Below are 13,998 nucleotides of genomic sequence, written 5' to 3'. Positions count from 1 at the left end.
GCAGTGCCGACCCGAACCTGCGGGAAGAACTGGCCGGGCTGAGCAATGCAGAACTTCTCCGTACCTGCGCACGGCTCGCCGAGAACAGCAAGAACGACGAGGACGGTGAGGAGGCGGTGCTGCAGGCCACCCGCATCACCCTGTGCCTGCCGGCCCAGCGAATCGGGCAGCTCACCGAGCAGATCCACGACCTGGAAGGCCGCCTGGCCCGGCTCGTGGAACGCCACGCGCCGCGGCTGCTCACCGTGGTGGGCATCGGTCCGGACACGGCCGTCACTTTGCTGATCACGATCGGGACAACCCGGAACGCCTGCGCGGTGAGGCGTCCTTCGCCGCGCTGTGCGGGGTCAGCCCCATCGAGCGTTCCTCGGGCAGCCGGCAGTACCGTCGCCTCAACCGTGACGGCGACCGGCAGGCCAACGCCGCCCTGCACCGCATCGTGTTCACCCGGCTGCGCTGCGACCCGCGCACCCAGGACTACTACGAACGCCGCAGCAAGGAGGGCAAGACCCGACGCGACATCGTCCGATGCCTCAAACGCTACGCTGCCCGGGAGGCCTTCCACCTGGTCAGGCCCACACAGCCATAACCCCCGTCAGAGGGGCAGTCGTGATACATGAGAGGGTCGGACGGGTGAGCGAGACACCAACGAACACCCTGCAATACCGCTTTGACGGGCCGGAAGAAGCCCCTGTCCTGATCCTGGCTCCCTCACTGGGTACGACCTGGCACATGTGGGACCGCCAGGTCCCCGAGCTGACGAAGCAGTGGCGTGTCTTCCGGTTCGACCTGCCCGGACACGGCGGCGCGCCCGCGCACCCCGCCGGTGCGGTCTCCGACCTGACCGACCGTCTGCTGGTCACCCTGGACGGACTCGGCGTGCAGCGCTTCGGCTACGCCGGCTGCGCACTCGGCGGCGCCATCGGCCTCGAACTGGCCCTGCGCAACCCCGAGCGCCTCGCCTCCCTCGCGCTGATCGCCGCCTCGCCCCGCTTCGGCACCTCCGACGAGTTCCGCCAGCGCGGGGTGGTCGTCCGTACCAACGGGCTCGACCCGATCGCCCGTACCTCCCCGGACCGCTGGTTCACCGGCGGTTACGCCGCCGCGCAGCCCGCGATCACCGAATGGGCCGTGCAGATGGTGCGCACCACCGACCCCGGCTGCTACATCGCCGCCTGCGAGGCCCTGGCCACCTTCGACGTCCGGTCCGAACTCGGCCGCGTCGGCGTGCCCACGCTGGTCCTGGTCGGCTCCGAGGACCAGGTCACCGGCCCCGCCGAGGCCCGCACCCTGGTCGCCGGCATCCGCGACGCCCGCCTGGCCGTCGTGCCCGGAGCCTCCCACCTGGTGCCGGTGGAGCAGCCCGCCGCCGTCACCGACCTGCTGGTCCGGCACTTCTCCACCGCCTGGCAGCTGCCCTTCGAGTCGACCACCGGCCGGCTGGCGGTCGTCCCGCCCCCGGCCAGGCCGGTCCTGGCCGCGCCCCCGCAGGCCGCGCCCATCGCCGAGATCGCCCCGGCGGCCGTACCGGACCGGCCCGCGGGCCGCCCGGACCCGTACGACATCGGTCTGAAGATCCGCCGCGAGGTGCTCGGCGACGCGCACGTCGACGGCGCGCTCGCCGAGGCCGACGACTTCTCCGGCGACTTCCAGGAGTTCCTGACCCGGTACGCCTGGGGCGAGATCTGGGACCGGCCCGGCCTGGACCGGCGCACCCGCAGCTGTGTCACCCTCACCGCCCTGGTCGCGGGCGGCCACCTGCAGCACCTCGCCGCCCACACCCGGGCCGCCCTGCGGGGCGGCCTCACCCCGGACGAGATCAAGGAGGTGCTGCTGCAGACGGCCGTCTACTGCGGAATCCCCGCGGCGGGCAACGCCTTCCGGATCGCCCAGCAGGTCATCCGCGAGGAGACGACCCCCGCCGAGTGACCGCCCGGCCGGGCATCGGGGCCACCACGCCGGACAGGGACAGCCCGCGTGCCCGGCGCGCGGCAGGGCGGGGCGCGTCAGGACGGGGCGTGGCAGGGTGGGGCGCGTCAGGACGGGGCGCGTCAGGACGGGACCTATCAGGATGGGACACATGAAGCTCACGAAGAAGTCGCACGCCTGCATCCGCCTGGAGAAGGACGGGCGGACGCTCGTCGTCGACCCCGGCGGGTTCAGCGAGGAGGACGCCGCGGTCGGCGCGGAGGCGATCCTGGTCACCCACGAGCACCCCGACCACTTCGACGAGGGACGCCTGCGCGCCGCCCTGGAGGCCGACCCGGACACCGAGATCTGGACGCTGCGGTCGGTCGCGGAGCAGATCGCCGCCGCCTTCCCGGGCCGTGTCCACACCGTCGGCCACGGCGACACCTTCACCGCCGCCGGGTTCGACGTCCAGGTCCACGGCGAGCTGCACGCGGTGATCCACCCGGACATCCCGCGCGTCACCAACGTCGGCTACCTCATCGACGGCGGCCGCGTCTTCCACCCCGGCGACGCGCTCACCGTGCCCGACCGCCCGGTGGAGACGCTGATGCTCCCGGTGATGGCGCCCTGGAACAAGATCTCCGAGGTGATCGACTACGTCCGCGAGGTCGGGCCGCAGCGCGCCTACGACATCCACGACGCGCTCCTCACCGACCTGGCCCGCCCGATCTACGACCGCCAGATCGGCGCCCTGGGCGGCACGGAACACCTGCGGCTGACACCGGGTGCGTCGGCGGAGGTCTGACCTTGACGTCGGACGTCGAGCCGAGCCCCCGCGGGCACGGGCCCCGGGCGGAAGACGTTGCCGCGGGCGGCGTTGTCAGTGACGCCGGGTAGGTTGTGAGGCATGCGCATCGCGACCTGGAACGTGAACTCGATCACTGCCCGCCTGCCGAGGCTGCTGGCCTGGCTGGAGAGCAGCGGCACGGACGTGCTGTGCCTGCAGGAGGCCAAGGTCGCCGAGGACAAGTTCCCGTTCGACCAGCTGCGCGACGCGGGCTACGAGGCGGCGGTCCACGCCACCGGGCGGTGGAACGGCGTGGCGGTGCTCTCCCGCGTGGGCATCGAGGACGTGGTCAAGGGCCTGCCCGGCGACCCCGGCTTCGAGGGCGTCGAGGAGCCCCGCGCCATCTCCGCGACCTGCGGCCCGGTCCGCGTCTGGTCGGTGTACGTACCCAACGGCCGCGAGGTGGACCACCCCCACTACGCCTACAAGCTCCAGTGGTTCGAGGCGCTCAAGGAGGCCGTCGCGGGCGACGCGGGCGGCAGCCGTCCCTTCGCCGTCCTCGGCGACTACAACGTGGCACCGACCGACGACGACGTCTACGACCGGGCGGCCTTCGAGGGCTCCACCCACGTCACCCCGGCCGAGCGGGCCGCCCTGACCGCCCTGCGCGAGGCCGGCCTCGCGGACGTGGTCCCGCGGCCCCTGAAGTACGACCACCCCTTCACCTACTGGGACTACCGCCAGCTCTGCTTCCCGAAGAACCGCGGTATGCGCATCGACCTGGTGTACGCCAACGAGCCGTTCGCGAAGGCGGTCACCGACGCCTACGTCGACCGCGAGGAGCGCAAGGGCAAGGGCGCCTCCGACCACGCGCCCGTGGTGGTCGACCTGGACGTGTAGGCGTGACACCCGCGTCCGCCCTGTGGCGCGCGCGGCGGTGCGGGTGCCACGCTGAAGCCATGAGCTTCTGGTCTGTGGGCAACTGGCGCAGGAAGAGCGCACCGGCCGTCGGCGTCGCGGTGGTCTCCGTGGACGGTACACCGGACCCCGGGGACCTCGCCGACCTGCTCTCCACCTGTGAGCTGCTGCGTGCGCAGGCGTCCGAGGCCGGCGTCCGGCTCGACGAGTCCGCGGCCTCGCTGGAGGCGCTCGACCAGATGCTGCCGCGCTGGCGCGACGACTCCGAGGAGATGTCGTGGCTGGGGAACGACGCGGGACTGTATCTGGGCACGGTCGTCGTGCGTACCGTTCCCGGTGCGGTCTGGGAGATCCGGTCCAGCGGGCAGCCCGTCGTACGGCTTGCGTCCGGGCGGGAGGTCGACGTCGTCGAGGCCGGCCACGCCTGGGCCGAAAGCGGCGTTCCCGGGCTCTCCCCGCTGTACGCGGAGGTCGCGGAGCGGTGAGCCCGGCGACTACGATGTGCCGCTCGCCCCTGTGGTGACGGCCATCCGGCCCACCGCCACCGGGACGGGGACGCTGTTGCCGGGTGGGGGCACCCCCCACGGCCCTTCGACCGCAGGGGGGCAGCAGTTCACGGGGCCATACCCGGCCGGCGGCAGCCGGAGATCACTGTTCGCGCAGCGGGACGGACACATGGGACGGATCGTCCGCCGGTGAGGAGAAGGTCAGCTGCGCGCCGGACGGGTTGTGCTCGATGTAGAGCGGGTCGACCGTGTCGACGACGAGGGCGAGCCGGTGCCCGGCCGGCACGTCGTAGGCGGTGGCGTACAGCGGCAGGTCCACGGTGAACGGCACGCCGGGGGTGCGGCCGTGCCAGGTGTACGGCGCATGGGTGACCAGCTTGCCGACACCGAGCGGGCCGACGTCGTAGATGTGGGCGACGAAGGTGCCGCTCTCCTTGGTCGGGGTGAGCGTCGTGTGCAACGTCGCGGTGCCGCGCACCTGCTGGGCGGTCGTGTGCCTGCCCGACTGCCACACCGCGGCCCAGCGCCGGGGGAGCAGCGGAACGTACGCCATCGGGGGGATCCGGGCCACCTGGTCGAGGACGCCGGTCAGGAAGAGGACCCCGCCGTTCGCGCCGGAGTCGACATTGGCGCGGATCGTGGCCGAGCCCGCGAGTTCGAACTTCCGCTGGTCCGCACCCACCGACTTCCAGTCCGGATAGCCCTCGTAGCCGCCCTTGGAGCGGGACCTGAGCTGGACCGGCTGCTCGCGGTCGATGCCGTTGTCCCGGCCCTGGAGGTAGCGGTCGAACCAGCGCCGGGTGTTGGTCCACACATCGTTGGGCAGCCCGAACAGGCCGGTCAGTTCCGGGGTGACGTGTTCCCCGGGGCGGAACTCCAGTCTCTTCGGGCCCGTCAGCCTCTCGTAGAAGTCGGCGCTCTGGTTGGGCGAGAAGATGGTGTCGCCCCAGCCGCCCGCGAGGAACACCGCCGTGCCGTTCCTGTTGAGTTCGTCGACGTAGGTCGTGGGTGAACGTTTCTTTCCCCAGTCGAGCAGCTCCTGCTCCCTGGCGAGGCGGGAGGCGAAGAAGTCGTCGAACACCTGCCGGGTCTCGGGACTCTCGCGTCCGGTGAGGGTCGCGGCGCCGTGGAGCAGGGCCCCCGCCTGGAGGTGCTGGGTGCGGCCGGAGTAGATCGAGCCGGTCAGGTCTCCCCAGCCGCTGAGCGCGGCCACCGCCTTGATCCGCTTGTCGTGCTCGGCGGCCAACAGGCTGATGCCCGCGCCGTAGGAGACGCCCGCCATGCCGATGCGGTCGGGGTCGGCCGGGGTGTGGGCGAGGGCCCAGTCGATCACCTTGGAGGCGTCCGCCCGGTCCCGCGGGCCGGCGACCTCTATCTGCCCGCCCGACTGCCAGAATCCCCGCACGTTGTAGCTGACCACCACATAGCCGGAGTCGGCGAGCGCGCGGGCCGGGACGAGGTACTCGATCTGGGGGAAGCCCCAGCTGGTGGGGAGCACGATGAGCGGATGGCTGCGCGAGCCGTCGGCGTTCGCCGGGGTGACGACGTTGGCCTTCAGGACGGTGCCGCCGTCGCCGGTGATGTCGACGAAGCGGACGACGTCAGGGGCCGCCTGCGCGGTGGGGGCGAGGCCGAGGGCGCTGCCGGCGATCACAGTGGCCGACACGGCACCCACGGCGGTCGTACGCAGGGCCTTGCGGTTGGGTCCCACAGGGTCTCCTCACGCATGTCAGTGAAAGTGACCCGACGGTAACCGCTGCCGCCCACCTGAAGTAACCCGTCGGTAAGTTACGTGCCAGTAAAGCTTGTTGAAGTGTTGATCTCGGACTCCGGCAGGGGCGCCTGGGCCGCGCGGGTCACGTCCGCGACGAGTTCGACCACATCCGGGCCGTACGCCTGGGAGTTGACCACCTTCAGCAGCAGGACGAAGGAACCGCCCCCGTACTTGCGGGCCAGCCGCTCGTGGTTGCGGGCGAGGTAGCGGGTCGCGGCCTGGTTGTCGATGGCGCGCTGCCCGCAGAACAGGAACACCGGCCGAGCCCTGGAGCGGCGCTCTCCGGCGGTGAGCCGGGCGAGCAGGACGTACTCGCTGCGGCCCGCCTCGAGCCGGTAGTGCTCGCCGCCGATCCGGAACGCCCCCCGGTCCGGGCCGGGTTCGGCGTCGATGTTCACCCGCACCCCGGGCAGCAGGGACGAAAGGTGCGCTGCCATACGTCGGTTGGAGGCCGGCCCGCCGACGCAGAACTCGGTGCGCTCGCCGAACCCCTGCTGGGCCGCGTCGTGCGCGACGACCTGGACGGCCGCGTTGCAGTCCTTGATGAGCGCGGACAGCTCCAGCAGGGCGAAGACGTCGTGGCGCGTCACCGTGAGGTCCGGGCCGCCCGCGTCACGGTTGACCACCAGCAGCGACTCGGAGTTGTCGGGCAGCCCGAAGAAGGCCTGCTTGCGGCGCAGCCTGCGCCGCCACAGATAGGTGCGGGCCAGCCACCCGAGCGCGGCGCTGACGGCCGCCGCCACCACTCCCAGGACGATGTTGCGCACGTCGTCGTTCATGGCCGGGCATGCTAGCGCCTTTGAACGCACCGGTGTTCGACACCCGATTGGCCCTGTCGTTCTGACGGGATCATGGCAACGACATTAAGCTGCGCGAACGGTCAGGCAGTCCGGGCACGACCAGCGTGGAGGTGCGGATGCGTCGCCCTGTCGCACGGAAACTGGCGGTCCTGGCGGTCTCGGCCGCCGTGGTGGTGGTGGGCGCGGCCGCCCCGCCCGCCGCACCGCCCCACGCCAAGCCGGGACCGGACCGGAAGACCCCCGTCGCCGTCGGCTACGGCGGCGCCGTGGCCAGCGTCGACGCGGACGCCACCGCCGCCGGCATCGAGGTGCTGAGGAACGGCGGCAACGCCGTCGACGCGGCCGTCGCCACCGCCGCCGCCCTCGGCGTCACCGAGCCCTACTCCGCCGGCATCGGCGGAGGCGGCTACTTCGTCCACTACGACGCCCGCACCCGCACCGTGCACACCATCGACGGCCGCGAGACCGCCCCGCTGACCGCCGACTCCGCACTCTTCCTGGAGAACGGCAAGCCGCTCCCCTTCGACGCCGCCGTCAGCAGCGGCCTGGGCGTCGGCACCCCCGGCACGCCCGCCACCTGGCAGACGGCCCTGGACCGGTGGGGCACCAGACGCCTCGCCACGGTCCTGGAGCCGGCCGAGCGCCTCGCCCGCGACGGCTTCACCGTCGACGACACCTTCCGCTCGCAGACCGCCGCCAACGAGACCCGCTTCCGCTCCTTCCCCGCCACCGCCGAGCTCTTCCTGCCGAACGGGCAACTCCCCGTCGTCGGCTCGACGTTCAAGAACCCCGACCTCGCCCGCACCTACCAGGAGCTGGCCCGCGAGGGCGTCGGCGCGCTCTACCACGGCGACCTCGGCAAGGACATCGTCAGGACGGTCAACCACCCGCCCGTCGACCCGGCTTCGGGCTGGAACGCCCGTCCGGGCAAGCTGTCCGCCAAGGACCTCGCCGCCTACCGCGCCAAACTCCAGGCGCCCACCAGGACCTCCTACCGCGGCCTGAATGTGTACTCCATCGCGCCCTCCTCCTCCGGTGGCACGACCGTCGGCGAAGCGCTCAACATCCTTGAGCGGACGGACCTTTCGAAGGCGAGCGAGGCGCAGTACCTGCACCACTTCATCGAGGCGAGCCGCATCGCCTTCGCCGACCGCGGGCGCTGGGTCGGCGACCCCGCCTTCGAGGACGTACCCACCAAGGAACTGCTGTCGCAGAAGTACGCCGACTCCCGGGCCTGCCTGATCAAGGACAACGCGGTCCTCACCAGCCCGCTCGCCCCCGGCGACCCCCGCCACCCCGCCGCCTGCGCCCGTGGCGGAACGGCGGCGCCGACGACGTACGAGGGCGAGAGCACCACACACCTGACGGTCGCCGACCGGTGGGGCAACGTCGTCGCCCACACCCTCACCATCGAGCAGACCGGCGGCAGCGGCATCACCGTCCCCGGCCGCGGCTTCCTGCTCAACAACGAGCTCACCGACTTCTCCTTCGCCCCGGCCGACCCGGCCGTGCACGACCCGAACCTGCCCGGCCCGGGCAAGCGGCCGCGCTCGTCGATCGCGCCGACGATCGTGCTCGACCGGCACAACCGGCCGGTGGTGGCGCTCGGTACGCCCGGTGGCGCGACCATCATCACCACCGTGCTGCAGACCCTGACCGGAGTCCTGGACCGGCACCTGCCGCTCGTCGACGCGATCGCCGCGCCCCGCGCCAGCCAGCGCGACACCGCCCGGACCGAACTCGAACCCGGCCTCTACGACAGCCAGGTGAGGAAGCGGCTGGAGGCGATCGGCCACTCCTTCAGGCTCAACCCCGAGATCGGCGCCGCCACCGCCGTGCAGCGCCTGCCGGACGGCAGGTGGCGGGCCGCCGCGGAGAAGGTCCGCCGGGGCGGGGGCTCGGCGATGGTGGTGCGCCCGGCGCCGTAGGACCGTAGGACCGTGGGACCGCAGGACCGCAGGACCGGGCAGACAGTGACACGGCCGGGCGGCCGGTGACACGGCGGGGCCCGTCTCCCGTCAGATGGAGGCGGGCCCCTGCTCCCTTCACTCGGTGGGCGCCGGCGAGGGTTCCCGGTTCTCGGTGCCGAACGTGAGCCGGCCGTCCGCCACCCCCACCGTGACCCGGCCGCCCTCGCGGACCCGGCCGTCCAGCAGCAGCCGGGACAGCTGGTTGTCGACCTCCCGCTGGATGATGCGGCGCAGCGGGCGGGCGCCGTACTCCGGCTGGTAGCCGCGCTGGGCGAGCCAGTCGACGGCCGCGCCGGTGAACTCGACGGCGACGCCCTGCGCGTGCAGCAGCCGGCGGGTCTTCTCCAGCAGCAGGTCGGTGATCTGCCGCAGCTGCTCGCCGGTGAGCTGGCGGAAGACGACGATCTCGTCGATCCGGTTGAGGAACTCCGGCCGGAAGTGCTCCCGCAGCGGACGCAGGATCTGCTCGCGCCGCGCCTCCTCGTCCGCCTCCGCGCCACCCGCGCCGAACCCGATCCCGGCACCGCGCCGGGTGATCGCCTCCGAACCGAGGTTGCTGGTCATCACGATGACCGTGTGGGTGAAGTCCACCGTGCGGCCCTGGGAGTCGGTGAGCCGCCCGTCGTCGAGCACCTGCAGCAGGATGTTGAAGACGTCCGGGTGCGCCTTCTCCACCTCGTCCAGCAGGAGCAGCGAGTACGGGTGCCGGCGCACCACCTCGGTGAGCTGCCCGGCCTCCTCGTGGCCGACGTACCCGGGCGGGGCGCCCACCAGCCGGCTGACGGTGTGCCGCTCCTGGTACTCGCTCATGTCCAGGCGGACCATCCGGTCCTCGCCGCCGAACAGGGCCTCGGCCAGCGCCCGGGCCAGCTCGGTCTTGCCGACGCCGGTCGGGCCGAGGAACAGGAAGCTGCCGATCGGCCGGTCCGGGCTCGCCAGCCCCGCGCGGGAGCGCAGCACCGCCTCGGAGACCACGCTCACGGCCTCGTCCTGGCCGATCACCCGCTGGTGCAGATGCTCCTCCAGGCCGAGCAGGCGCTCCTTCTCCTCCTGGGTGAGGCTGCTGACCGGGATGCCGGTCAGCCGGGACACCACCTCGGCGATGGCCTCCGCGGTGACCTTCAGGTGCTGCCCCTCGTCGGCCTCCTCGTCCCCGGTGGCCTGCGTGATCTTCTGCTTCAGCTCGGTGATCCGGTCGCGCAACCGGGTGGCCTGCTCGTACTGCTCGTCCGCGACCGCCTGGTCCTTGTCCAGGGTGAGCCGTTCGACCTCGCGCTCCATGGCCCGTACGTCGGTGCCCTTGGTCCGTGCCCGCAGCCGCACCCGGGCGCCGGCCTGGTCGATCAGGTCGATCGCCTTGTCCGGCAGCCGCCGGTCGGGCAGATACCGGTCGGACATCTCCACGGCGGCCACCAGCGCCTCGTCGGTGTAGCGGACCTGGTGGTGGGCCTCGTAGCGGTCGCGCAGCCCGCGCAGGATCTCCAGGGTGTCCGGGACGGACGGCTCGGGCACCAGGATCGGCTGGAACCGGCGGGCCAGCGCCGCGTCCTTCTCGATCCGCCGGTACTCCTCCAGCGTGGTCGCGCCGACGATGTGCAGCTCGCCGCGGGAGAGGGCGGGCTTGAGGATGTTGCCCGCGTCCATCGCGCCGCCCTCGCCGCCCGCTCCGGCGCCGACGACGGTGTGCAGCTCGTCGATGAAGACGATCAGCTGGTCGGAGTGGGTGCGGATCTCGGTGACGATGTTGTTCAGGCGCTCCTCGAAGTCGCCCCGGTAGCGGGTGCCCGCCACCACGCCCGTCAGGTCCAGGGCCACCACCCGGCGGCCGATCAGGATGTCGGGCACGTCCCCGTCGGCGATCCGCTGTGCGAGCCCTTCGACGACGGCCGTCTTGCCGACGCCCGCGTCGCCGATGAGCACCGGGTTGTTCTTGCCGCGCCGGGACAGCACCTCGACGGTCTGCTCGATCTCCTGCTCCCGCCCGATCACCGGGTCGATACGGCCCTGCCGGGCCAGGTCGGTCAGATCGCGCCCGTACTTGTCCAGGGTCGGCGTCCCGGTGGCCCGCTGCCGCTCCGCCCCCGGCGGCGCGGTGGCGTCCGGCGCCTCGGGCGGCAGACCGCGCGCCGCGTACCGGGCCGCGTTCAGGATGTGCCCGGCCGCGGAGTCGGGGTTCGCGGCGAGCGCGCTGAGCACGTGCTCCGGGCCGATGTACCCGGCGCCGCTGGCCCGCGCCATGTCGTGCGCGTCCAGCAGGGCGCGCTTGACGGCGGGGGTGAGCGACAGGGCGGTGGGGGGCGGCGTCTCCTCCGACGGGTGCTGCACGGGCCCGGACCGCTCGTCGATCTGCGACGCGATCGAGTCGGGGTCCGCGCCGGCCCGGCTGAGCAGACTGCGGGTGGGCTCGGCGGCGAGCGCGGCCCGCAGCAGGTGTTCGGTGTCCAGGTCCCGGCTGCCGTGCTCGGCGGCGTACTGCGCCGCACCCTTGACGAGCTCCCGGGCGGGCTGGCTCAGCAGCCGGCCGATGTCGATCTGACGGGGACCGGGGCGCGGTCCGCCGAAGAAGCGGGCGAAGAACTCACTGAAGGGGTCGCCTTCCGGGCCGAGGTAGCCGCTGGTCATCGTTTTCCGTTTCCGTTCCTCCGCTGACGAGTGGCTCCCGCCGGGTATCCGGTTGAGCTGCGCTCATTCAACGATGACACGTGCGGTTTGTTCGGGCATGTCGGGCGCCTGCGAGCTCGGGGTGTGATCTTGTTGCGCGGGTGCGGCGCCGTTGTGGTTGTTCGCGCCCACACGGCGGAGCCGCATATCGATGCAGCCCCGCGCCCCTGGGTTGGTTGTCCTGCCGTTGCGTGAGAATCCTCGGGCCTGATTCCGTGATCGCCACCGTGTGCTCCACGTGGGCCGCCCGGGAGCCGTCGTTGGTGCGGAGGGTCCAGCCGTCCGGGGCCGCGTGGTAGCCGTCCGTGCCGCCGGCGATCGGCATGGGCTCGATGGCGAGGACCATGCCGGGGCGCAGCGGAAGGTCACGGCCGGGGCGGCGCTCGTCCAGTGGGGTGTGAAACGTGATCGACTTCGCGGGTTGGCGGCGATGGTCTTGGCAAGGTGGTCCGAAAGGCTTACGTTCGTCCCTCTAGGCCTGTTCTACGGGCGTAGAGAATCTGCCTCTGACGTACACGTCGAAGGAGCAGCTCGTGGCCAACGTCGTCCGTGCGGCTCTGGTCCAGGCCACCTGGACCGGCGACACCGCGTCCATGATCGCCAAACATGAGGAACACGCCCGCGAGGCGGCCCGTCAGGGTGCCCGGGTCATCGGGTTCCAGGAAGTCTTCAACGCGCCGTACTTCTGCCAGGTGCAGGACGCGGAGCACTACCGCTGGGCCGAGCCCGTGCCGGACGGGCCCACGGTGCGCCGTATGCGGGAACTCGCCCGCGAGACCGGCATGGTGATCGTCGTCCCCGTCTTCGAGGTCGAGCAGTCGGGCTTCTACTACAACACCGCCGCCGTGATCGACGCCGACGGCACCTATCTCGGCAAGTACCGCAAACACCACATCCCGCAGGTCAAGGGCTTCTGGGAGAAGTTCTACTTCAAGCCCGGCAACCTCGGCTGGCCCGTCTTCGACACCGCCGTAGGCAAGGTCGGCGTCTACATCTGCTACGACCGCCACTTCCCGGAGGGCTGGCGCCAGCTCGGCCTGAACGGCGCCCAGATCGTCTACAACCCCTCCGCCACCCACCGCGGCCTGTCCGCCTACCTGTGGCAACTGGAACAGCCGGCCGCCGCCGTCGCCAACGAGTACTTCATCGCCGCGATCAACCGCGTCGGCCAGGAGGAGTACGGCGACAACGACTTCTACGGGACGAGCTACTTCGTCGACCCGCGCGGACAGTTCGTCGGGGACGTCGCCAGTGACTCCAAGGAGGAACTCCTCGTCCGCGACCTCGACTTCGACCTCATCGAAGAGGTGCGGCAGCAGTGGGCCTTCTACCGCGACCGCCGCCCCGACGCCTACGAAGGGCTGGTGCAGCCGTGAGCGACCTGTACGCCCGCCACCGGGCCGTCACCCCCGACTGGCTCGCGCTCTACTACGAGGACCCGATCGAGATCACCCACGGCGAGGGCCGCCACGTCTGGGACGCGAGCGGCAGGCGCTACCTCGACTTCTTCGGCGGGATCCTCACCACCATGACCGCCCACGCCCTGCCCGAGGTCACCAAGGCGGTGAGCGAGCAGGCCGGGCGGATCATCCACTCCTCCACGCTCTACCTCAATCGGCCGATGGTCGAACTCGCCGAGCGCATCGCCCAGTTGAGCGGCATCCCGAACGCCCGCGTCTTCTTCACCACCTCCGGCACCGAGGCCAACGACACCGCGCTGCTGCTCGCCACGGCCTACCGGCGCAGCAACACGATCCTGGCCATGCGCAACAGCTACCACGGCCGCTCCTTCAGCGCGGTCGGCATCACCGGCAACCGCGGCTGGTCCCCGACCTCCCTGTCCCCGCTGCAGACGCTCTACGTCCACGGCGGCGTACGCACCCGCGGCCCGTTCGCCCACCTGAGCGACGCGGAGTTCATCGCGGCCTGCGTGGAGGACCTGAAGGACCTCCTCGGGCACACCCGCCCGCCCGCCGCCCTGATCGCCGAACCCATCCAGGGCGTCGGCGGGTTCACCTCCCCGCCCGACGGCCTGTACGCCGCCTTCCGGGACGTACTGAGGGAACACGGCATCCTGTGGATCGCCGACGAGGTGCAGACCGGCTGGGGCCGCACCGGCGACCACTTCTGGGGCTGGCAGGCGCACGGGCGCAGCGGGCCGCCGGACATCGTCACCTTCGCCAAGGGCATCGGCAACGGCATGTCCGTCGGCGGGGTCGTCGCCCGCGCCGAGATCATGAACTGCCTGGACTCCAACAGCATCTCCACCTTCGGCGGCACCCAGGTCACCATGGCCGCCGGCCTCGCCAACCTCACCTACCTCCTCGAACACGACCTCCAGGGCAACGCCCGGCGCGTCGGCGGGCTGCTCATCGAGCGGCTGCGAGCCGTCACCGCCCAGCTGCCCGGCGTACGGGAGGTACGCGGACGGGGACTGATGATCGGCGTCGAACTGGCCAAACCCGGTACCGACGAGGCCGACCCGCGGGCAGCCGCCGCCGTCCTCGAGGCGGCCCGCGAGGGCGGCCTGCTCGTCGGCAAGGGCGGCGGCCACAACACCAGCGCCCTGCGCATCGCCCCACCGCTGTCCCTGACCGTCGCGGAGGCCGAGGAGGGCGCCGCGATCCTGGAGCACGCCCTGCACAACGCCTGCTGAGGAGCACCGCACCGG

Annotated in this window: 12 protein-coding genes and 1 pseudogene; 8 read left to right on the top strand and 5 right to left on the bottom strand. The window is 71.8% G+C overall.

Going from position 1 to position 13,998, the window contains the following annotated elements; genetic code table 11:
• Window positions 1–227 (bottom strand): hypothetical protein (locus DEP02_RS34500; RefSeq protein WP_232839028.1); only part of this gene is annotated, 227 nt, incomplete at its 3' end.
• Here DEP02_RS34500 and DEP02_RS09080 point away from each other — a divergent pair.
• From DEP02_RS09080 to DEP02_RS09060, 5 genes are all read left to right on the top strand, one after another.
• Window positions 143–589 (top strand): transposase, encoded by a 447-nt coding sequence (locus DEP02_RS09080; protein ID WP_232839027.1) that lies wholly within the window; start codon window positions 143–145, stop codon window positions 587–589. The genes DEP02_RS34500 and DEP02_RS09080 overlap by 85 nt on opposite strands.
• A 44-nt stretch (window positions 590–633) precedes the next feature.
• Window positions 634–1,929, top strand: coding sequence for a bifunctional 3-oxoadipate enol-lactonase/4-carboxymuconolactone decarboxylase PcaDC (gene pcaDC, locus DEP02_RS09075; RefSeq protein ID WP_112466833.1), 1,296 nt, complete (start codon window positions 634–636; stop codon window positions 1,927–1,929).
• 151 nt (window positions 1,930–2,080) lie between these two features.
• Complete coding sequence (locus tag DEP02_RS09070) at window positions 2,081–2,716, top strand: MBL fold metallo-hydrolase (protein WP_112466832.1); 636 nt, start codon at window positions 2,081–2,083, stop codon at window positions 2,714–2,716.
• Window positions 2,717–2,818: 102 nt separating this feature from the next.
• Window positions 2,819–3,598 (top strand): exodeoxyribonuclease III, encoded by a 780-nt coding sequence (locus DEP02_RS09065; protein WP_112466831.1) that lies wholly within the window; start codon window positions 2,819–2,821, stop codon window positions 3,596–3,598.
• Between the two features lie 59 nt (window positions 3,599–3,657).
• Window positions 3,658–4,101, top strand: a complete 444-nt coding sequence (locus DEP02_RS09060; protein WP_112466830.1) for a DUF6278 family protein — start codon at window positions 3,658–3,660, stop codon at window positions 4,099–4,101.
• Window positions 4,102–4,264: 163 nt separating this feature from the next.
• On the opposite strand, the gene DEP02_RS09055 is transcribed toward DEP02_RS09060, so the two are convergent.
• A complete protein-coding gene (locus DEP02_RS09055; protein ID WP_112466829.1) occupies window positions 4,265–5,833 on the bottom strand; it encodes a CocE/NonD family hydrolase in 1,569 nt (522 codons plus the stop codon).
• A 77-nt stretch (window positions 5,834–5,910) separates the two neighbouring features.
• Window positions 5,911–6,675 carry a hypothetical protein gene (locus DEP02_RS09050; RefSeq protein WP_112466828.1) on the bottom strand — a complete coding sequence of 255 codons (765 nt, stop codon included), beginning with the start codon at window positions 6,673–6,675 and terminating at the stop codon, window positions 5,911–5,913.
• 137 nt (window positions 6,676–6,812) lie between these two features.
• On the opposite strand from DEP02_RS09050, the gene ggt reads away from it, so the two are divergent.
• Window positions 6,813–8,624 (top strand): gamma-glutamyltransferase, encoded by a 1,812-nt coding sequence (gene ggt, locus DEP02_RS09045; RefSeq protein ID WP_112466827.1) that lies wholly within the window; start codon window positions 6,813–6,815, stop codon window positions 8,622–8,624.
• A gap of 117 nt (window positions 8,625–8,741) precedes the next feature.
• Here the strand turns inward: ggt and DEP02_RS09040 are convergent, their stop codons facing one another.
• Window positions 8,742–11,288, bottom strand: coding sequence for an ATP-dependent Clp protease ATP-binding subunit (locus tag DEP02_RS09040; protein ID WP_112466826.1), 2,547 nt, complete (start codon window positions 11,286–11,288; stop codon window positions 8,742–8,744).
• Between the two features lie 223 nt (window positions 11,289–11,511).
• Window positions 11,512–11,715: pseudogene (locus DEP02_RS34495) on the bottom strand (M24 family metallopeptidase); the annotation flags it as partial.
• A 145-nt stretch (window positions 11,716–11,860) separates the two neighbouring features.
• Here DEP02_RS34495 and DEP02_RS09030 point away from each other — a divergent pair.
• Entirely contained in the window at window positions 11,861–12,703 is an 843-nt protein-coding gene (locus DEP02_RS09030; RefSeq protein ID WP_112466825.1) for a nitrilase-related carbon-nitrogen hydrolase, read from the top strand.
• Complete coding sequence (locus DEP02_RS09025) at window positions 12,700–13,983, top strand: aspartate aminotransferase family protein (RefSeq protein WP_112466824.1); 1,284 nt, start codon at window positions 12,700–12,702, stop codon at window positions 13,981–13,983. Before DEP02_RS09030 ends, DEP02_RS09025 begins: the two co-directional genes overlap by 4 nt.
• The last annotated feature ends 15 nt before the right edge of the window (window positions 13,984–13,998 follow it).

Source organism: Streptomyces triticisoli (assembly GCF_003270085.1).
In the GTDB taxonomy this organism is placed as follows: domain Bacteria; phylum Actinomycetota; class Actinomycetes; order Streptomycetales; family Streptomycetaceae; genus Streptomyces; species Streptomyces triticisoli.
The sequence above is the reverse complement of the archived record's forward strand: the minus strand, read 5'-3'. Positions and strand labels throughout refer to the sequence as shown.